General features: G+C 53.5%; 15 protein-coding genes and 3 pseudogenes. 13 read left to right on the plus strand and 5 right to left on the minus strand.

Features of this window, described 5'->3' with window-relative positions; translation table 11 throughout:
- Positions 1-130: 130 nt before the first annotated feature.
- The 7 genes and pseudogenes from pstC to JCM12308_RS05570 all read left to right on the plus strand — a co-directional run bounded on the left by pstC (position 131) and on the right by JCM12308_RS05570 (position 6,419).
- On the plus strand, positions 131-1,519 hold the full coding sequence (gene pstC, locus JCM12308_RS05545; RefSeq protein ID WP_054783106.1) for a phosphate ABC transporter permease subunit PstC: 1,389 nt from the start codon (positions 131-133) through the stop codon (positions 1,517-1,519).
- A pseudogene (locus JCM12308_RS32710) lies at positions 1,512-2,015 on the plus strand (DUF3333 domain-containing protein); the annotation flags it as partial. The gene pstC and the pseudogene JCM12308_RS32710, both read left to right, overlap by 8 nt.
- 633 nt (positions 2,016-2,648) lie before the next feature.
- Positions 2,649-3,359, plus strand: a pseudogene (pstA, locus tag JCM12308_RS32715) (phosphate ABC transporter permease PstA); the annotation flags it as partial.
- A 52-nt stretch (positions 3,360-3,411) separates the two neighbouring features.
- A complete protein-coding gene (gene pstB, locus JCM12308_RS05555; RefSeq protein WP_050773927.1) occupies positions 3,412-4,215 on the plus strand; it encodes a phosphate ABC transporter ATP-binding protein PstB in 804 nt (267 codons plus the stop codon).
- A gap of 35 nt (positions 4,216-4,250) precedes the next feature.
- The gene (phoU, locus tag JCM12308_RS05560) at positions 4,251-4,955 is read left to right on the plus strand and encodes a phosphate signaling complex protein PhoU (RefSeq protein WP_008549853.1); all 705 of its coding nucleotides are present in this window, start codon (positions 4,251-4,253) and stop codon (positions 4,953-4,955) included.
- Positions 4,956-5,175: 220 nt separating this feature from the next.
- A complete protein-coding gene (gene phoB / locus JCM12308_RS05565; protein ID WP_008549923.1) occupies positions 5,176-5,871 on the plus strand; it encodes a phosphate regulon transcriptional regulator PhoB in 696 nt (231 codons plus the stop codon).
- Positions 5,872-5,948: 77 nt separating this feature from the next.
- Positions 5,949-6,419, plus strand: a complete 471-nt coding sequence (locus JCM12308_RS05570) for a GNAT family N-acetyltransferase (RefSeq protein WP_054783108.1) — start codon at positions 5,949-5,951, stop codon at positions 6,417-6,419.
- 96 nt (positions 6,420-6,515) lie between these two features.
- Here the strand turns inward: JCM12308_RS05570 and JCM12308_RS05575 are convergent, their stop codons facing one another.
- Positions 6,516-7,076 carry a GcrA family cell cycle regulator gene (locus JCM12308_RS05575; RefSeq protein WP_008549984.1) on the minus strand — a complete coding sequence of 187 codons (561 nt, stop codon included), beginning with the start codon at positions 7,074-7,076 and terminating at the stop codon, positions 6,516-6,518.
- An 817-nt stretch (positions 7,077-7,893) separates the two neighbouring features.
- On the opposite strand from JCM12308_RS05575, the gene JCM12308_RS05580 reads away from it, so the two are divergent.
- The 3 genes from JCM12308_RS05580 to JCM12308_RS05590 all read left to right on the plus strand — a co-directional run bounded on the left by JCM12308_RS05580 (position 7,894) and on the right by JCM12308_RS05590 (position 11,140).
- Positions 7,894-9,096: an aspartate aminotransferase family protein gene (locus tag JCM12308_RS05580; protein ID WP_083417075.1), complete on the plus strand. Its 1,203-nt coding sequence runs from the start codon at positions 7,894-7,896 to the stop codon at positions 9,094-9,096.
- Positions 9,093-10,031 carry an ornithine carbamoyltransferase gene (gene argF / locus JCM12308_RS05585; RefSeq protein WP_054783109.1) on the plus strand — a complete coding sequence of 313 codons (939 nt, stop codon included), beginning with the start codon at positions 9,093-9,095 and terminating at the stop codon, positions 10,029-10,031. The genes JCM12308_RS05580 and argF overlap by 4 nt, the downstream gene beginning before the upstream one ends.
- Positions 10,032-10,153: 122 nt before the next feature.
- Positions 10,154-11,140, plus strand: a complete 987-nt coding sequence (locus tag JCM12308_RS05590; protein ID WP_008549972.1) for an Hsp33 family molecular chaperone — start codon at positions 10,154-10,156, stop codon at positions 11,138-11,140.
- 109 nt (positions 11,141-11,249) lie between these two features.
- Here JCM12308_RS05590 and JCM12308_RS05595 read toward each other — a convergent pair whose 3' ends face one another.
- Both JCM12308_RS05595 and JCM12308_RS05600 read right to left on the minus strand, forming a co-directional pair.
- Positions 11,250-12,599 carry an anti-phage deoxyguanosine triphosphatase gene (locus tag JCM12308_RS05595; RefSeq protein WP_054783110.1) on the minus strand — a complete coding sequence of 450 codons (1,350 nt, stop codon included), beginning with the start codon at positions 12,597-12,599 and terminating at the stop codon, positions 11,250-11,252.
- A 55-nt stretch (positions 12,600-12,654) separates the two neighbouring features.
- On the minus strand, positions 12,655-13,305 hold the full coding sequence (locus tag JCM12308_RS05600; RefSeq protein WP_054783111.1) for an alpha/beta family hydrolase: 651 nt from the start codon (positions 13,303-13,305) through the stop codon (positions 12,655-12,657).
- Positions 13,306-13,437: 132 nt separating this feature from the next.
- Here JCM12308_RS05600 and JCM12308_RS05605 point away from each other — a divergent pair, with 132 nt between their 5' ends.
- Positions 13,438-14,286 carry a sterol desaturase family protein gene (locus tag JCM12308_RS05605; RefSeq protein WP_054783112.1) on the plus strand — a complete coding sequence of 283 codons (849 nt, stop codon included), beginning with the start codon at positions 13,438-13,440 and terminating at the stop codon, positions 14,284-14,286.
- On the opposite strand, the gene JCM12308_RS05610 is transcribed toward JCM12308_RS05605, so the two are convergent.
- The gene (locus JCM12308_RS05610; protein WP_054783113.1) at positions 14,283-15,155 is read right to left on the minus strand and encodes a transporter substrate-binding domain-containing protein; all 873 of its coding nucleotides are present in this window, start codon (positions 15,153-15,155) and stop codon (positions 14,283-14,285) included. The two genes, JCM12308_RS05605 and JCM12308_RS05610, sit on opposite strands and share 4 nt — an antisense overlap.
- A 241-nt stretch (positions 15,156-15,396) precedes the next feature.
- On the opposite strand from JCM12308_RS05610, the gene JCM12308_RS05615 reads away from it, so the two are divergent.
- The gene (locus JCM12308_RS05615) at positions 15,397-17,439 is read left to right on the plus strand and encodes a glycosyltransferase family 2 protein (RefSeq protein WP_208609074.1); all 2,043 of its coding nucleotides are present in this window, start codon (positions 15,397-15,399) and stop codon (positions 17,437-17,439) included.
- 14 nt (positions 17,440-17,453) lie between these two features.
- Here the strand turns inward: JCM12308_RS05615 and JCM12308_RS05620 are convergent, their stop codons facing one another.
- Positions 17,454-17,897, minus strand: coding sequence for a DUF1810 domain-containing protein (locus tag JCM12308_RS05620; protein ID WP_054783115.1), 444 nt, complete (start codon positions 17,895-17,897; stop codon positions 17,454-17,456).
- 253 nt (positions 17,898-18,150) lie between these two features.
- On the opposite strand from JCM12308_RS05620, the pseudogene JCM12308_RS05625 reads away from it, so the two are divergent.
- A pseudogene (locus tag JCM12308_RS05625) lies at positions 18,151-18,968 on the plus strand (ion transporter).
- Positions 18,969-19,192 lie beyond the last annotated feature (224 nt).

Here is a 19,192-nt window from a genome sequence, read left to right on the forward strand (position 1 = left end):
CGCATTCGGGTGCTTCCAAACAAACACCATGAATTCGCTATAACAGTTGCAGCGTGTTTCCGCATAACAAGCCTGATCTGCAGGCAGAAATACGCTCTGACAGAAGAGCCCAATAAGGCGACGCAATCAAATGTTCTGGACTTACGCTGCCCTTCTTCTACTGGTCTTCGTAGCCGCTAACGTCTATGGACGCTTCCGGGCTCTGCAGGTCGCTGGTCACCAGCTTTCCGTGCTTCACTCCCGGCCAACTTACCACGGTGGGTATCTGGCAATCCTGTCCACACTTCCGGCATTTGTGCTCCTGATTGCATGGGCAGTCGTTGAGCCGCGCATGCTGGACATGATGGTCATCAGCGCCAACGCCGAGGTGATTGAAGGACTATCCAAACCAGAACTTCAGGCATTCCTGCGCGATGCCCGTGCTATCGCATTCGGCGGCATTGTTGCCTTCTCCGATGCTGGCAAGGAGCAAGCTGCTGAGGTGTTCGCCTCGCTCGCTCAAACCTCCTTTGTGCTTAAATCAGTTCTCATGGTTGGCCTCGTGCTTGGCGGCCTTTGGTACGGCAACCGTGCCATTCGCCCCACAATGCGGGCTCGCCATTTTGTAGAGCGCACCGTCATGGGATTGCTGATCCTGTGTTCTGCTGTTGCGATCTTCACCACCATCGGCATCGTGCTCTCACTGATCTTTGAAAGCCTGATGTTCTTCCGCCAGATCCCAATTCTGGACTTTGTCTTCGGCACCCACTGGAGCCCGCAAAGCGCGTTTGAAGGCGCAGGTGCAGAACACGGCGAAGCAAACACCAAGATCTTCGGCGCAATCCCGCTTCTGGTCGGCACCATGCTGATCACCGCAATCGCGATCATCGTGGCCGCACCAATCGGCTTGCTCTCAGCGATTTACCTCTCTGACTATGCAAGCACACCAGTGCGCGCCATCGCAAAGCCGGTATTGGAAATTCTGGCTGGTATCCCAACAGTGGTCTACGGCTTCTTCGCTGCGCTCACCGTGGCACCGTTCATTCGTGGATGGGGCGAAAGCATCGGCCTGTCAGTCAGCTCAGAAAGTGCACTGGCCGCTGGCCTTGTCATGGGCATCATGATCATCCCGTTCGTCTCCTCCCTTTCTGATGATGTGATCAACGCGGTGCCTCAGTCTCTGCGTGATGGCTCTGCGGGCCTTGGGGCAACCAAGTCCGAAACCATCCGCCGTGTGGTTCTGCCGGCAGCCCTGCCGGGCATCGTCTCGGCGCTGATCCTCGCCATCTCCCGCGCCATTGGCGAAACCATGATCGTGGTGATGGCAGCAGGCCTTGCCGCCAACATGACAGTGAACCCACTGGAAGCAGTAACAACCGTGACCGTGCAGATCGTCACCTTGCTGGTCGGTGACCAGGAGTTTGACAGCGCGAAAACACTCGCAGCATTTGCTCTCGGTCTTCTCCTCTTCTGCATCACACTTGCTCTGAACATCTTCGCTCTGCGCGTCGTGAAGAAATATAGGGAACAGTATGATTGATATCGCTCAGGACACTGCCGGTTCCGCAATTGGCGGACGTGTCAAAGGCATTCCTTCCGGCGTCCATACGACAGACGAAGCTCGCAAGCGCCTGAAAAAGCGCTACAGCATGGAAGCGCGCTTCAAGGCTTACGGCATCGGTGCTATTGCAATGGCCGCAACCTTTCTGGTTCTGCTGCTCTTCACAATTGTCGGCACTGGCTTGCCAGCCTTCACCTACAACTACGTGAGCGTGCCGCTAAACCTGAGTTCTGAAAAGGTTGATCCTGCCAATCCGGCAGGCGCCAGCTACAATAAGATCATCCGCGATGGTCTGAAGGCTGAGCTGCCATTTGCATCCGACCGCAAAAACCGCCGCGTGCTGTACTCGCTGGTGTCCTCCGGCGCCAACGTCATCCTGCAAAAGCAGGTGGTCGCCGACACATCCATGTTGGGTGGAACTGGCCCGGTCGCCATCCCACTCTCTGACTTTGCTGACCTTTATGTCAAAGGCCTGATCACGCAGAAAAACGAGATCACCACAACAAGCGCAGCAACTGTTTCCGGAACCGAAGGGCAGGTGACCATCACCGCCGAGAAACCGGAGTTCGGTGCGCTCATCGCGGCGCTCAAGTCTTACTACGAGAACGAAGTCACACTGCTTTCTGACAAGATTGAAGCCCGTGGCCGTTCTGAAGTCAGCGTCAACACCAAGATCACAGGCCTCGAAACCCGCCTGAAAAGTGAAAAAGATCCGCTGGTCGTACAGCGTCTGACTGCTGAAGTTGAGAGCAACAGAGAAGCGCTTGAGAAAATCAAGTCCACTCTGGAAACCCGAAAAGCTGAACTGGCAGTATTGCAAGGCCATCTCGCCAATATTGAAAATGGCGGCACGCTCAACAACAAGATGCCAAGCTTCTTTGTGAACGTGAATGGCGGCACCATCAAAGCGGAGAAAGTAACGCCAACCAGCGTCTCCGGCACCGCCTTCATCCCGCTCAGCTCCGATGCAGCCGTCGCTGCTGGCCAGTGGGGCGTTGAAGAGTTGGAAACACCGGAAAGCTTCCGTAAGTTCTCCGACAAAGAAATCGCCTACACGGACTATCTGGTCTCCAAAGGCACCATCGAGAACCAGTGGAACTCCATCTTCTTCAAATCCGGTGCAAGCCGTGAGCCTGAGATGGCTGGTATCTGGGGCGCAGCTGTTGGTTCCTTCTGGACCATGCTCGTTACCTTGTCTCTGTCGTTCCCGATTGGTGTGGCCGCTGCGATTTATCTGGAAGAGTTCGCGCCTAAGAACCGCTGGACCCACCTGATTGAGGTGAACATCAACAACCTGGCAGCGGTTCCATCCATTGTCTTCGGTCTGCTCGGTCTGGCGGTGTTCCTCAACGTCTTCGGATTGCCGAGATCCGCGCCGGTCGTCGGCGGTATGGTGCTGGCGCTTATGACCCTGCCAACCATCATCATCGCCTCCCGCGCAGCGCTTCAGGCTGTGCCGCCAAGCATCCGCGAAGCTGCACTGGGTGTTGGAGCTTCTCGCTTGCAGGCTGTGTTCCACCATGTGCTGCCACTGGCAATGCCGGGCATCCTGACAGGAACCATCATCGGCATGGCGCAGGCTCTGGGCGAAACCGCACCGCTTCTCATGATCGGTATGGTGGCTTTCATCGTCGACATCCCGGCAAACCCGGTTGATCCATCGACCGTGCTGCCGGTTCAGATCTTCATGTGGGCAGACTTCCCCGAACCGGCCTTCCAGCAGAAAACCTCTGCCGCGATCATGGTGCTGCTCGGCTTCCTGATCTCGATGAATGCAATCGCAATCGTCCTACGTAAACGTTTTGAGCGCCGCTGGTGATTTGAAAGGCAAGATCATGGCATTGGAAATGACCACAGACACCGAGAGTGCAATGGATACAACAATAAGTGCCCCTCCAGCCGTATCCGCTGAAGGCGAAACGCTCAAAATGCGTGGCCGTGATGTAAAAGTGTTTTACGGCGACAAGCAGGCTCTGCATGGCGTGGATCTGGATGTGCGCAAAAATCAGGTGACCGCACTGATCGGCCCGTCCGGTTGCGGCAAGTCCACCTTCCTGCGCTGCCTCAACCGCATGAACGACACCATCGACATCTGCCGCGTGGAAGGTGATATCCTTCTCGACAACGATGATGTCTATGACCCACGCATTGATGTGGTGGAACTGCGGGCCCGTGTTGGCATGGTGTTCCAGAAGCCAAACCCGTTCCCGAAGTCCATCTTCGAGAACGTGGCTTACGGCCCACGCATTCACGGTCTGGCACAAAGCAAGGCCGATCTGGAAGAGATCGTCGCCAGCTCCCTGCAGCGCGCCGGTCTGTTTGAGGAAGTGAAAGACCGTCTGGATGAGCCGGGAACCGGCCTCTCCGGTGGTCAGCAGCAGCGTTTGTGCATCGCGCGCGCAATCGCAGTGTCTCCGGAAGTGATCCTGATGGATGAGCCATGTTCCGCGCTCGACCCGATCGCCACCGCAAAAGTGGAAGAGCTGATCGACGAACTGCGCCAGAACTACACCATCGTGATCGTAACCCACTCCATGCAGCAGGCGGCGCGTGTTTCGCAGCGCACTGCATTCTTCCACTTAGGAACACTGGTGGAAGAGGGTCTGACCAACGACATCTTCACCAACCCCAAAGACCAGCGCACGCAGGATTACATCACTGGCCGTTTCGGTTAAGAATAATAGGCAAGGAGGTCTAAGGAGATCATCCGATGAAAGATCATATCGTCTCGTCCTTCAATGAAGAACTGAAAGAGCTGGCCGGTCGTGTCGTCGAAATGGGCGGCCTCGCAGAAACGCTGGTACATGACGCCGTCAGCGCACTACTGAGACAGGACCGCGAGCTCGCAACCCGCACCATTGCGGCGGACAGACGCCTCGACAACATGCAGGCCGAGCTGGAAGAGCTGTGCATCTCCGTGATTGCACGCCGCCAGCCAATGGCAAGCGACCTGCGCGACATCATCGCCGCTATGCGCATCTCCAACGATCTGGAGCGTGTTGGCGACATGGCCAAGAACATCGCCAAGCGGACACTGGCAATCGAGAGTGAGTTCAACAACAAACAGCTTGCTGTTGGTGTGGAGCATATGTCCGATCTGGCGTTGGAACAGCTCAAAGCGGTTCTCGATGCTTACACCTCTGGTGATCTGGAAGTCGTTCAGCGCGTGCATCTGCGCGATGATGAGGTCGATGCGCTGTATACCAGCCTGTTCCGTCAGCTACTCACCTACATGATGGAAGATCCACGCTCCATCACCATGTGCGCCCACCTGCTGTTCTGCGCAAAGAACATTGAGCGCATCGGTGACCATGCGACCAACATTGCCGAGAACATCTACTACATGATCTCCGGAAATCAGCTTCCGGCTGATCGCCCAAAAACGGACGAACTGGCAGACAGCAGCGCTGTCTGAGACGTGCCGCTCTCCGGGACGCTGCAAGCCCGGAAGGTGAACACGTTGAACAAGGTTTGGAGTGTCGGGTTCATTACGCGGCACTTCATGCGTCAAATCAGAGGGCGGCTTCGCGTTTCTGATAAGAAAAGACGCAACTACAAAAGGTTAAAGTGGTTTACATGCACAGTGATGACGGTAAACTGCTTTATAACAGAAGGTGCAAAGAGAGCACTAGGGTATGCCTAAGATACTGATTGTAGAAGACGAAGAACCCTTAAGCCTGCTGCTGAGATACAACCTCGAAGCGGAAGGCTACAATGTCGACGTATGCGCAAGAGGAGATGAGGCAGAACTCCTGCTGCAGGAAAGTCAGCCGGACCTGCTCTTGCTGGACTGGATGCTGCCCGGCCTCTCCGGTATCGAGCTTTGCCGCCGTCTTCGGGCACGTTCAGAAACCGAACGCATGCCAATCATCATGCTCACAGCGCGTGGGGAAGAGTCCGAACGCATCCGTGGGCTGGCAACCGGAGCCGATGATTACGTCGTCAAACCTTTCTCCATTCCGGAGCTTATGGCCCGCGTGCGAGCGATCTTCCGCCGTGCATTGCCAGAAGTTGTCTCCACCATGCTCAAGTCCGGCGACATTGAGCTCGACCGCGAAACCCACCGCGTCCGCAGAACTGGCCGCGAAATCCACCTAGGCCCAACCGAATTCCGCCTGCTGGAGTTCCTCATGAGCGCCCCAGGCCGCGTCTACTCCCGCGAGCAACTGCTCGACGGCGTGTGGGGACACGATGTTTACGTGGATGAACGCACTGTCGACGTCCATGTGGGCCGCCTGCGCAAAGCCATCAACAAAGGCCGCATGAAAGACCCAATCCGCACCGTCCGCGGCGCCGGATACGCTTTCAACGACCAGTTTGCTGTCGGGTAATCGATTTCTGCTATATGCGCATTGTGAAACTGCATCTCTGATCCGGAGGTGCAGACTAAAAACAATGCGGATAACAAATGAAAATCAAGACGGTTGATAGAGCAACCGCTCATATCTACGACAATCTCTGCCAGGCTTATGAGGCAGAGTTCTCGCCTCTCACGCACAAACAAGCCGACGCCAACGGTCTGTTCGCTAAGGACACGCTGCTGGAAGGCAATATCACCGGCTATCTGGTGTACAGCGACGACCTTCCGGCAGGACTGGCGGCCATCAAGCAGGATGAGCACGCAGAGTTCGAAGTCTGCGAATTCTACGTTGTACCTTACTACCGACGACACAAGCTAGGCCTGCAGTTCGCCAGCGCGCTGTTTGATCAGATGCCCGGTAACTGGCAGATCAAGCAGATCGAAGGGGCTGACCACGCCACTGCCTTCTGGCGCGCAGTGGTGAATGACTACACTTCAGGCCACTATCAGGAAGACAGCTACAACGACCCGTACTGGGGCAATGTCACCCGCCAAACCTTCAGCGCTCAGAAGCACTAAACGCAGTCACAGGCGGATAGTCGTTACATTACAGGCATCCAGACAGCAAAAAGCCGGGTACTGGACCCGGCTCATAACGCTTGCTGTCAGTCTGTCTTAGCTGGCGCGGCGGTTGCGGCGGTCGCTGACTGGCTGATAGGCAATGCTGCGGTGATGCGCGCAATACGGTGTGCCTGCATCCGATTGACGACCGCAGAAGTAGAAGTCTTCAGAACCCGGATCGCCAATTGGCCACTTACAGGTGCGTTCGTTCAATGTCAGGATGGATGCGCGTTCGGAAACCGGAATAAAGATTTCTGCGACTGGGACGGGAGCGATTTCGGTCTCGATCGTTTCAATTGGCTCAACTTTAAGGGCGTTGGCGCCTGCCACTGTTGGCTGAACTTGTCGAGGAGTAGGAGAGGGAGCTGCTGCTGCGACCGCTTCGGTCACTGTTGGTTTAATTGGAGAAGCTGTTCTTGCCGCTGGGGCAGTTGCCTTTCTCGTCTTGGTTGCACCGCCCCCTGATTTAGCACGCCCTGAAAGCCCGAGCCGGTGAACCTTACCAATTACGGCATTTCGGGTCACATTGCCTAGTTCTCCAGCGATCTGGCTTGCGCTTAACCCGTCTGCCCAAAGCTTGGTTAGTAACTCTACACGTTCTGCTGTCCAGCTCATTAAAGGCCCCCGTCTTCCTTCAGTGGCGCGCAAAACAGTATTCGCTCAGCTCGGACGTATCCGAATTTGCCGCTAACCTGAGCGTGTGTGCTTGCAGCGTTCAGTAACTACGAGATGGTGTATAACTCTTATCGCACAGTACTATATCGGCGTTCCTACGAGCAATAACCTCAAAGAATTGAGGTGGGGAAGACTCTGGTTTTCCCCAGAATTGCCGTACTACTACTTACCTATAACAGCCTTCTTGTGGTGGGAGAAGATTATCAATCTAAAGAATAGGAGCTGTTTGTTAAACCAAGTTCCACCGCATTCTTTCCAACACAAAGTAAGAGCTGATAGCGTTACCCCGTTGATATTTAATACATATATTTACCACTGAAAAACAACTAGTAAAAAACACTAGTAAACTACAAATTGCAGTGCAGATGCACTCACCGAATGACACCTTCATATGACGCGGTACACGCTAGAGGTGTATTGAATAAACCTTAAGAGATATGGAAAAAAACTGGCCAGTGAAGAGGGGATTAGACCTCTACTCCACCATTTAAAAATGCCACAATGTGCCCTTCCTCAGGTAGCAGACCAACCAGAATGCTCCGATAGGAAGAGCAAAAAGCCGGCTGCCCATTCCTGAACAGGAGTAAGGTATTGCTGGCAATACGTGTTATTGACTGCCCTGAGGGAACGCGGTTTATATGTCGCTTCCCTTACAACCGGACACCTTCGGGTGTTGAATGAAGCGCCAGATGGCGTTTTTTGTTTTTGTAGCAACCAAGATTTTTGAGCCCAGAGCTCAATCCATGAGGAGTGAGAAATGACGACTTCGTCGCTAATGCAGACTTATGCACGTTCAGACCTGGCGTTTGAGCGTGGGGAAGGTGTCTGGCTTTATGCGGCTGATGGTCGACGATACATGGATTGTGCCTCGGGTATCGCCGTCTCCGGCTTGGGTCATGCGCACCCAAAGCTCGTTGAGGCGCTCAAGTCTCAGGCTGAAAAGCTGTGGCACGTCACCAACCTCTACACCATTCCAGAGGGTGAGAAGCTCGCAAAGCTGCTGACAGACAACACCTTTGCTGACGTTGTGTTCTTTACCAACTCCGGTACGGAAGCAACTGAAGGTGCCATGAAGGCAGCGCGTCGCTACCACTTTGCCAAGGGCAACCCGGAAAAGAACCGCATCATCACCTTTGAAAATGCGTTCCACGGCAGAACCATGGCAGCTCTGGCTGCTGGTGGTCAGCAAAAGTATCTGGAAGGCTTCGGTCCTGCACCAGAAGGCTTTGATCAGGTGCCAGCTGGCGATCTGGAAGCAGTCAAAAAGATTGTTGGCCCGGAAACCGCAGCCATCATGCTGGAGCCTGTTCAGGGCGAAGGCGGCATCCGCTCCATGGATCCGGCTTTCCTGAAAGGCCTGCGTGAGATCTGTGATGAAAACGACTTGCTGCTGATCTATGACGAGATCCAGACCGGCGTTGGTCGTACCGGCAAGCTCTTTGCCCACGAATGGGCTGGTGTTGCACCAGACCTGATGGCGATTGCAAAAGGCATCGGCGGTGGCTTCCCGATGGGGGCGTTCCTCGCAACCAACGAAGCAGCCAGTGGCATGGTGCCGGGCGTGCATGGCACCACATTCGGCGGCAACCCGCTGGCGATGGCTGTCGGCACCGCTGTTATGGAAACCGTTCTGGAGCCGGGCTTTCTGGAAGCTGTTCAGGAAAAAGGCCTGATGCTGAAGCAAAAGCTTGCCTGCATTGTAGACCAGCACGGCGACGTGTTTGAGCTGGTGCGCGGTGAGGGCCTGATGCTTGGCCTCAAATGTAAGGTTCCAAACACCCAGCTGCTGGTTCACATGCGTAATAATGGCTTGCTGCCGGTTGGTGCGGGAGACAACGTGCTCCGCATTATGCCGCCAATGACCATCACCGCTGAAGAAATTGACGTGCTCGCCCAGAAAATTGAAGCCGCTGCTGCGGACATGGAAAACGAGCTGAAAACTGCCGAGACTGCCAAATGACTACACTGACAAAACCACAGCACTTTCTCGATATCAGTGATTTTTCAAGTGACGAACTCCGTCACATCATGGATGTCTCCAAGCAGATCAAATCCACCCGCAATGGCGTTCATCGCGGGCAGGGGCCTCTGGCAGGCAAAGTGCTGGCCATGGTCTTCGAACAGCCATCCACCAGAACCCGCATCTCCTTTGATGTGGGCATGCGTGAGCTCGGCGGCGAAACCCTGATGCTGACCGGTGCAGAAATGCAGCTTGGTCGTGGCGAGTCCATTCCGGACACCGCCCGCGTCCTGTCCCGCTTCGTCGACATGATCATGATCCGCATGCTGGACCATGATGCCGTCAGAGAGCTGGCGGAATATGCAACCGTGCCGGTCATCAATGGTTTGACTAAGATTTCACATCCTTGCCAGATCATGGCAGACATCATGACCTTCGAAGAACACCGCGGAAGCATTAAGGGTAAAACCGTTTCCTGGGTGGGTGACAGCAACAACGTTCTTTATTCCTGGATCGAAGCGGCATCCATATTTGACTTCAAAATTAACGTTGCCGCACCAAATGAACTGACAGTACCCCTTGAATGGATCGAAAAGGCCTATACATCCGGTGCTGAACTTTCAGTAACAGACGATCCGTTTGCTGCTGTTAAAAACAGTGATTGTGTTATCACCGACTGCTGGGTTTCCATGGGTGACAGCGATGCTGAAACCCGTCACAACATGCTGGCTGCCTATCAGGTGAACGAACGCCTGATGAGTGAAGCCAACGATTCAGCCCTGTTTATGCACTGCCTGCCTGCACATCGTGGGGAAGAAGTGACAAATGAGGTGATCGACGGCCCGCATTCTGTGGTATTCGACGAGGCAGAAAACCGACTCCACGCCCAAAAAGGCATTATGGCGTGGTGCATGGGTGCATCGCCTCAAGGATAAAGCATATCGCTGAAAAGTGGCTGCTGGTTTTCAGGTAACGATATGCGCAAGCATAGTGCATATCGCTGAAAAGTGGTTGTCCGGTCTTCAGTTGAAGATATGCGCAAGGATAAAAGAACAAGATGACAAATACACCTGCTCAACCGACCGCCGCCGGCGTTGACGCTGTCGTTCCATTTGCTGTTGAAGCACTGGACGTTCGCGGTCGGGTTATCAATATGGGGCCGGTGCTGAACTCAATGCTGGCGCGGCACAAGTACCCTGCGCCGGTAAACAAGCTGCTGTCAGAGGCCATTGTCCTGACATCCATGCTTGGCAGTACCCTCAAGTTCGAAGGTCGCCTGACCCTGCAAGCCCAGACAGACGGTGCAGTCTCCATGCTCGTGGTAGACTTCAACGCACCTGATGGCCTGCGCGCTATGGCTCAGTTTGACGAGGCAAAGGTTGCTGAAGTCGCAAGCAAGGATGGCTTCAAGCCAGACCAGCTGCTCGGCAAAGGCCATCTCGCCTTCACCATCGATCAGGGCGCCCATACCAGCCGTTACCAGGGAATCGTGGTTCTGAACGGCACCACTCTGGAAGAAGCTGCGCATGAGTACTTCCAGAAGTCCGAACAGATCCCGACATTCGTACGCCTCGGCGTTGCTGAAGTGCTGACCAAAGCGGAAGAAGGGGGTGCAGAGCACTCCTGGGCTGCTGGCGGCATCATGGTTCAGTTCCTGCCACAGTCTCTGGATCGCCTGAGACAGGCAGACATCCACCCGGGTGACGCGCCAGAAGGGCACGAAGCTCATCAGGTTGATGAAGACGACGCATGGGTCGAAGCGCGCTCACTGGTTGAGACCGTGAAAGATGACGAACTCATCGATCCGAGCCTCACCGTTGAAGGTCTGCTCTACCGTTTGTTCCACGAACGTGGTGCATCCGTCTTCTCCCCGCAGAGCATGGCAGACAAGTGCACCTGCTCTGAAGAAAAAATCACTGCCATGATGCAGAACTTTTCTGATGCAGACAAAGCTGAGATGAAAGCGGAAGGTACGGTCCACATCAAGTGCGACTTCTGCTCCAAGGATTATGAGCTGGACGCCAACAAGGTGTTCAAGGACTAATCCTTTCAGGAAAAGCGTAAATAACGCAAACGAACGCAATAAAAAACGCTGTCAGAAAACCTCTGGCAGCGTTTTTCTTTAACTCATTGAAACTGAATGGATTATTCCGCTAAACACGATCAAAGATCGACCCCATACGCGGGCTGAACAGCCGGTCATAGGTTTTCAGCAGCATCATGTCTGTCATGCTGGCAACGTAATCACAGATGATCCGTGAACCCTCTTCAGCCTCTTTGAAGTCCGCGTAAACATCTTCCGGCAAAAACGCTTGCGGCTCGCTCATCAGCGTCTCAAAAACGGCAACCACCATGGTTTGCCCTTTGAACTCAAGATGCTGAACGTTCGGCGCCTGAATAACCCGTTTAAAGACAAAGCCTTTCAGTGCATCCAGAACCTTCGCGTGGCCTTCTGGCAGAACAGCTTTGTACTTCAAAAGCGGCTCGCTGAACGCTTCTTGTTCCTTGATCTGAACGGCCACGATGAAGAAATGAACCAGCTTACCGATGAACTGCTTTCGCCGATTGGCATTGCCAAACAGCCCTGCAATCATCTGCTCATAGGGATCTTTTGAATACTTACCCGGATTGCTGGAAGCCAGATCTTCAAGGAATGCCGAACAGTCTTCTTTTGAGATATCCTCCCGGAACTGCTCCTCTCGCACCAGCCCCAAAGCAATCGCATCTTCAAAGTCATGAACCCCGTAAGCGATGTCATCAGCCAGATCCATGATGGAGCAATCCCATGATTTAAAACGGGATTTCGCGTGCTTACCGTCTTTACGCGCAAAGCTGCAGAACAGCGAGCGATCCTGCTCAGAGAGCGGCTCCAGCACCCAATCGACGATCTCTTGTTCCCCATCCATAAAACACTTAGGCGGAGCTGAGCGTTTCCTGTCGATCAGGCTCACCGTCGAGGTGTTGGGACTAAGCTGCGGGGATAAATCGGGATTATGCACGCGGGAAAACGCGACCGGATACTTCATCATGCCCAGTAATGCCCGCCGTGTCAGATCCGCCCCATGCTTGGCAGACATCTTCTCCAGACGTGAAACAATGCGCAGGGTCTGGCCGTTGCCTTCAAACCCACCATTCTCCCGCATGCAGTAGTTCAGCGCCACTTCACCCCCGTGCCCAAACGGAGGATGGCCGATGTCATGGCAATAGCTGATTGTTTTAACGAGGCTTTCTTCTGGGATGAAGTCATAGGCCGGGTGATCTTTGAAGAAGGCCCGAAACTGCCGCGTGATGCCGGAGGCAATCTGCGCCACTTCCAGTGTGTGGGTCAGGCGCGTGCGATAAAAGTCGCTGTCCCCCAGATTGAGGATTTGGGTTTTCCCCTGCAGGCGGCGAAAGGCATGAGAGTGAACAATGCGGGCATAATCTACATCATAAGGCGTTCGCGCATCATCCGACTTGGGAACCCAGCCACTCTGACGAGCAGTCCAAACAACATCACTCACGTCTAAACCTCACACAAAAAAGCCCTGCACAACAAAGCGCAGGGCAGAAAAAAGCTTAAGCTATCAGGCTCTTAAGGAACTCGGCGGTCTTCGCAGCAGACTGTTCGATATTACCGTTCCAGGTCGCGGGAGACGCCCCGCGCGGCGCCAGATCATGGTTGCCATCCTCCAGCCAATCAATGCTGATTGTCTCAGGAAGATCAACAGCTTGCACCTCGCTCTGGTTCCCCATCTGATCCCGGTCTCCCTGCGCAATGAAGATCGGACGCTGCGCATTTTGCAGCGGCTCCATACGCCAGTCTGCCAGATCAGATTTCCCAATAGCATGAAAGGGATAGCCCAGACACACAACGCCCAGAACCCGCTTCGGAAGGCTCTCACCACCCGCCAGCATCGCCGCAACGCGCCCACCCATGGACTTCCCACCAATCAGTACAGGCCCATCAGCACTTTCCAAAATCAGCTGCACAGCCTTTTGGTACTCACCAATCAGCTTGTCAGCTCTTGGTGGAGGCGATTTCTTCCCTGTTTCCCGACGCTTAGCCATATAGCCAAACTCAAACCGCGCCACAGCAACACCATTTGCCGCCGCCGCTTCCGCAAACCGGTTCATAAAATTGGCATCCATTGGCGCACCCGCACCATGAGCCAACACCAGAGTGCCAAGGCACTCACCTTCAGGACGTGTCCATAAAATCTCAGTCATGACGCTATTTTAACGCCTCTTTCACATCAAAAGTGACAGGAAATTTACTTGTCCCCGTCTTCAATAAGACCCATATTCAAATTAGCTAATATAAATGCGTAGAACCTACGCGAGAATAGAACGGAATACACTATGGAAGAAGGCGCCATTCGCCTGGGAATTTTTGCAGGAGCGTTCCTCGTGTTCGCGCTGCTGGAAATATTTATCCCCCGGCGCTCCGAGAGCCAGGAACGGCCACAGCGCTGGTCCACCAACCTTATCCTGTCGGCAATCAATACACTTATGCTGCGCTTTGCCCTGCCTTTTGCTGCAGTTTCAACGGCTTACTGGGCGCAGATGCAGGGCTTCGGTTTGGTTCACTGGCTGGTGCTGGATCCCGTGCTCGGCGGCATCATCGCATTCTTTGCCCTCGATTTCGCAGTATGGGCCATGCATGTCGCAAGCCATAAAGTCCCGTTCCTGTGGCATCTGCATAAGGTGCACCACACCGATCCGCGCTTCGATGTCACCACCGCACTTCGCTTCCACCCGCTGGAAATTGCCGTCTCTATGCTCTGGAAAGTGGTCGTGGTCGCCTTGCTTGGCGCGCCTGTTCTCTCAGTTGTGATCTTCGAAGTGGTCCTCAATGCCGCTGCTATGTTCAACCATGCCAACATCAAGCTTTCTGAGAAGGCTGACCGTGTGCTGAGATGGGTGATTGTGACGCCAGATATGCACCGCATCCACCACTCAACCCGCCCAATCGAAACCGATAGCAACTACGGCTTCAACTTCCCTTGGTGGGACCGGTTATTCTCCACCTATGTCCATGATCCGAAAGGCGGGCAAGAGAACATCACGTTTGGTCTGAAGGAATTTCAGGGCAAAGAGCCACGCCAGTTAGGTTGGGCATTGCTCTTGCCTTTCAAGGCCTTAACTCATGTACAAGGCTGGCTGTCCAGCCGTGTCAACAAAGATGGAACGCCAAAAGCAGGGCACTAGAAAAAGCCACGTGGGAAATATCTGAGATAAAGCTCCCCCAAACGGCCATTGGATTGAAGGCGGGTAAGACCAAGATTGATCGCATTCAGCATCTTGATATTGCCTGCCTTTGTTGCAATCGCCAGCCCGCCACTGAAATAACTTGGGTCCAGCCACGGCCCCCCGGCAAACTTGCAGCACCCGTTGGCTTTCTGAGTATCCAGCCAGAACGACAATCGCATCCCATCGCCGAACAAAGCATCTACCTCGGAACTCACAAGAGCGTTTCGTGCAAGTTCTTCATTCTCAAAGGGAACAGCAACAGCATCGGTAAAGAACCGCTCTAAAAACGCCTCGTGACGAGACCCTTGAACCACCGCAACACGTTTACCGCCCATTGTTTCAGGTAGAGGCTCCAGAGTGCTGCGCTTGCTGGTTACAAAGCGCCCTGGAAAGCGCATGTAAATCTGTGAAAAGGAAAGCTTTTCAAGGTTGGCCGGTGTCATGCTGACACCAGCAATCACAGCATCAGCCTCACCATTGGCCACGGTATTGGCCAGATGATTAAACGGCAGGATCTTCAGACTACAAGCCGCTTTCAGGCTCTGGCAGATCTCACGGGCAAGATCCACGTTGTACCCCATCAGACGCTCTTCACTATCCCGGAAAATGAAGGGCGGAAAATCATCGGCTGCAATGAAACGAATACGCTCTGGCACCTTGCCAGTTGTCGCTAAGCCAGATTGTCCACCTGAGAACAGTGGGATTGTCACGGAAGAGGGAGCTTTTTGCGAGTTTACTGCATTTTCAGAGCCATCGTTTCCCGCTCCCAACAAGGGAGAGCTCTGGGAAATCGCCCATGTATCAGTGCCATATGCATTCTGTGCCATGGCATTTGACGCCGCGAAAATGAGCGGCTGGGCACTACAGAAAATCAGCAATATGAAGAATAAAGGGAAACGCAAAAGCTATCCAATCCAGTTTGCAACAGAGCGTAAGCCTAACGGGAAATTCTCAAGGAGATACTAAGTGAATGTCTGCGAGAGGGAAAGGCCTGTAGCCGGAAACCAGCCTCATGGATTAACAGGGGCGGAAGTATCATGGGGAAGTCGGGAATACTCTGATAACTCAGTGAGTAACGAACCATCGAGGTCAGTGCAGCAGGCAAACACGCTGCGCTCTCTGGCGCTCTCCATCAGCCGTATCGACAGCATGCGCTCCGCCGAAGCCGGGCAAGCCCTACGAAGCCGCATGACCACCATCTCACCGCTAGAAGCTCCTTCGCATTCGCGGAGGACATCATCAGTTGTTCAGAAAATCTCAGGCAGCCAAGACAAAGAACGCTATGTCCCGGAATTTCTACGTTTACGCAATGCTTTAGAGCGAGAAATCTTGCTGCAATGCAACTGCTCTGATGCCTTGATTGATTTTGCAAAGTCCCGATGCTCAGCTGAAGATAAATGCGTCAGCAGCTATCTGATTGACCAAGGGTTTCTGGATGCCTCCGTGTTTTATTGGGGCATCTCCGGCAAAATGAACATCCGCTACGCTGCGGATGGCAGCCTATCTGCCATTGCCCCCATCTCGGACAAGCTAAAACCCTTTGAAACAGAAGGCATTCTGTTTGTACCAGCACTGGACCTGAACCAGAAAGTTGTCTTCGCCGCCGCTCCCCTCGGACACCAACTGGAGGCCTTTGAGCGGGCGCTTGGGTACTTTGACGAAGCCACCAGCAAAATTGTCGTGGTAACGCCTGAGTACCAGAAGGCACTCACCGTCACCACAGCAAGCTCTAACGCCTTGGTGCAAGACAATCTTTCCATGTCAGCGGTTCATCGTTTCATGCCGTCACAGCGAAAGCTTCTCACGGTCTCGCCAATCTTCTTCCTCGGCACAATCGGCTTTGCATTTGATGTGTTCTATTGGGCCCTGTTCATACTGCTGACGCTCTCTCTCGGAGCTATTGGTTTGCTCAGGATTGCCTCCTTCTTCACCTACTCCGACAAACAGGATTTCGTGGTCCCAGAACTTGAAAAGTGGCCGCATTACACCGTTCTGGTCCCGCTTTACAAAGAGTCAGCTATCTGTCGCCAACTGGTTGATGCATTGGATGCATTGGACTACCCAAAAGAGGCGCTCGATGTCATCTTTCTGGTGGAGCAGGATGACGAACTCACGCAAAAGAACCTCCGCAAACTTCTGCGCAAGTCCATGCGGATGATCATCCTGCCTCCCGGCAAGCCTCAAACCAAACCAAGAGCACTTTCAGTTGGCCTAGCTGCCACAAAGGGCGAATTTGTTACGGTTTTTGATGCAGAAGACCGCCCAGAACCGCAGCAACTTAAGAAAGCGATCTGCCAGTTTGCGTTGGAAGGCCATGACGTCGCCTGCCTGCAAGCAGCGCTATCTATCGATCATGCCAAAGAAGGCTGGCTCGTGCGCCAGTTCGCCTTTGAGTATGCCGCTCTGTTTGATGTCTTCCTTCCGTTCCTCTCGCGCAACAACCTACTGCTCCCGCTGGGTGGCACCTCCAACCACTTCCGCGTCAGCGCACTTCGCAAAGTAGGGGGATGGGATCCCTTCAACGTCACTGAAGATGCAGATCTCGCCGTCAGGTTTGCCAGACAGGGTTTCAGAACGCGCACCTTGAACAGCTCCACCTATGAGGAAGCGCCACTGACGCTCAAAGCATGGCTGCATCAGCGCACTCGTTGGCACAAAGGCTGGATACAGACACTGGCTGTCCACCTCAGAAGCCCACGATTGATCTATAAGCAACTAGGCGCGAATAACTTTACACTACTGCTGCTGACTTTCTTTGGTGGTATGCTGTGCCTCTGGGCGGCTCCACTGACAGCATTGATGTTTGCTGGAGTCCTCTGGGGTGTCCACCAATCCGGTCTACAAGCCTTCGATGCTTTCAGCATATACGCTCTTTTCTGCTTCCTGTTCGGTTTGGGGGGGACTGTCGTGACTGTCCTTCAAGGCAGCGCAAAGCGGGGCTTCAGACCTCGCGGCTGGGAGATCGTAAGCATTCCGCTCTATTGGGTACTTGGCTGCATTGCCTCCTACAAAGCCTTGTTTGAGTTCATCGTCAAACCGCATTACTGGCGAAAAACCGAGCACGGCATCGTTCGGCACCGTGGAAAAATCAAGGATGCAGAAGGAGCCTAGCTCAGCGGATGCGACTAAGGTTTCCAGGGGATGCGGAGTGCATCGACTGTAAGCTCACAGGGTTGGCCCTCATAAAACTGGTTGAGCACCTGATGAAACACTGTTGGATCATCTGCCGCATATGCAAACAGGGTGGCACAGCTGCGTACCTTCATGCTGTCAATCTCACCAAGGATCTGACGGGAGGTAAGGTCGATATGCTGAAGCAACAACTGGCAACATCCGCGCAAACGTGAGGCGAGGAGGGGATAGGCAAGATACCGCTGTGCCTCTTCAAGGTTTTCAATCCCATAAAAGTGGGCTGTTGAGGAGCGCCCAAGCTTTCGAAGTTGCGGGAAGATGAACCAGATCCAGTGACTGGTCTTATGGCCTTGCTGCAGCTCCTGAACCACCTGTTGAAACACTGGCTCCTGCCCAATAACAAACCGGGTGATGTCGTCCTTAACGGTTCTAACCATGGGATTTCCTCCACTTGGTTTCAGCTTAACAGTAAACACGGTGACTACGACTTCCCAGCGAAAACACGAATACTTTTGACGTTCAACCAGAGCCAAAACCGTGCAGATACCTAAGAGTGAACTACATTTTTATCTCACTGAGTAATCTGCTGTTTGCTGTCCTGATAAGTTTCACATTGCAAGAACATAAAAAACATCTGGTTTCGGAGTTTTAATTGACCTTCCCTAACGTAATGTCCTGGGTATATGGACGATGCGAGAAAAACTTCGTGCGATCATCGAAAGCAAGGCTTGGGAGTACACAATCATATCCATTATCGCGTTGAATGCGATAACACTAGGGATAGAAACCAGCCAGACTGTTCAACAACATTACGGCCCAATTCTCCGCACATTGGATGACATCGTAGTGGGCATTTACGTGGTTGAGATCTCTCTTCGCGTATATGCATATGGCTTACGGTTCTTTCGAGGAGCCTGGAATCTCTTTGATTTCATAATCGTAAGCATTGCTCTTGTTCCAACCACCGGCCCAGCTGCCATACTGCGCTCACTCAGGATCCTGCGTATCCTGCGCCTGATCTCAGTTGTGCCATCACTCAGACGCGTAATAGGAGGGCTGGTTCTGGCATTGCCCGGTATGGGTTCAATCATGCTGCTCCTGTCTCTCGTCTATTATGTCTTCTCCGTCATGGCCACACAGCTCTATGGCGAGACCTTCCCCGAATGGTTCGGCACAATCGGCGCTTCAGCTATTCTCTGTTCCAGATCATGACGTTGGAAGGCTGGAGTGACGCGATTGTGCGCCCGGTCATGGATGTTTATCCAAATGCCTGGATGTTCTTCATCCCCTTCATCCTCACAACAGCGCTGACTGTGCTGAACCTGTTCATCGGCGTGATTGTGGCAGCCATGGAGGAGGAGCATGAAAAGGAGATGGAAGAACACCATCACTATGTGCGCATGGAAGCCAGTGAGATCATGAAAGAACTCAGAACTCTGCGGCAGGATGTGGCAAAGCTGAGACGCAACCGTAAGGCCAGCCACAAACAGAAAGTCGAAATGACTTAAGCGCAAAGATACGACCGCCGGTTGTCAAAACAAGCGGCGGTCTCAATGCCACGTTATCGAAGTTCAAACGACATCTTTCATGCCGACCCTCTCATATTTCTCAAAGCAACAGCCTCTGGGCGGGTTGCTGCCGCAATATCTACAGAATTTGAACAAATTTGTGTAAGGTCTTGTGGAAACGAGCAACCCCATGAAAACTATAAGCTAAATTTGGTGGTGTTGTT

It is taken from the genome of Pseudovibrio denitrificans JCM 12308 (genome assembly GCF_001310815.1).
Classification (GTDB): Bacteria; Pseudomonadota; Alphaproteobacteria; order Rhizobiales; family Stappiaceae; genus Pseudovibrio; species Pseudovibrio denitrificans.

Bases quoted from the DNA above. Each gene is read 5' to 3' on its own strand.
- pstC (WP_054783106.1), top strand. From the start codon at position 131: ATGTTCTGGACTTACGCTGCCCTTCTTCTACTGGTCTTCGTAGCCGCT.
- pstB (WP_050773927.1), top strand. From the start codon at position 3,412: ATGGATACAACAATAAGTGCCCCTCCAGCCGTATCCGCTGAAGGCGAA.
- phoU (WP_008549853.1), top strand. From the start codon at position 4,251: ATGAAAGATCATATCGTCTCGTCCTTCAATGAAGAACTGAAAGAGCTG.
- phoB (WP_008549923.1), top strand. From the start codon at position 5,176: ATGCCTAAGATACTGATTGTAGAAGACGAAGAACCCTTAAGCCTGCTG.
- JCM12308_RS05570 (WP_054783108.1), top strand. From the start codon at position 5,949: ATGAAAATCAAGACGGTTGATAGAGCAACCGCTCATATCTACGACAAT.
- JCM12308_RS05575 (WP_008549984.1), bottom strand. From the start codon at position 7,076: ATGAGCTGGACAGCAGAACGTGTAGAGTTACTAACCAAGCTTTGGGCA.
- JCM12308_RS05580 (WP_083417075.1), top strand. From the start codon at position 7,894: ATGACGACTTCGTCGCTAATGCAGACTTATGCACGTTCAGACCTGGCG.
- argF (WP_054783109.1), top strand. From the start codon at position 9,093: ATGACTACACTGACAAAACCACAGCACTTTCTCGATATCAGTGATTTT.
- JCM12308_RS05590 (WP_008549972.1), top strand. From the start codon at position 10,154: ATGACAAATACACCTGCTCAACCGACCGCCGCCGGCGTTGACGCTGTC.
- JCM12308_RS05600 (WP_054783111.1), bottom strand. From the start codon at position 13,305: ATGACTGAGATTTTATGGACACGTCCTGAAGGTGAGTGCCTTGGCACT.
- JCM12308_RS05605 (WP_054783112.1), top strand. From the start codon at position 13,438: ATGGAAGAAGGCGCCATTCGCCTGGGAATTTTTGCAGGAGCGTTCCTC.
- JCM12308_RS05610 (WP_054783113.1), bottom strand. From the start codon at position 15,155: ATGGCACAGAATGCATATGGCACTGATACATGGGCGATTTCCCAGAGC.
- JCM12308_RS05620 (WP_054783115.1), bottom strand. From the start codon at position 17,897: ATGGTTAGAACCGTTAAGGACGACATCACCCGGTTTGTTATTGGGCAG.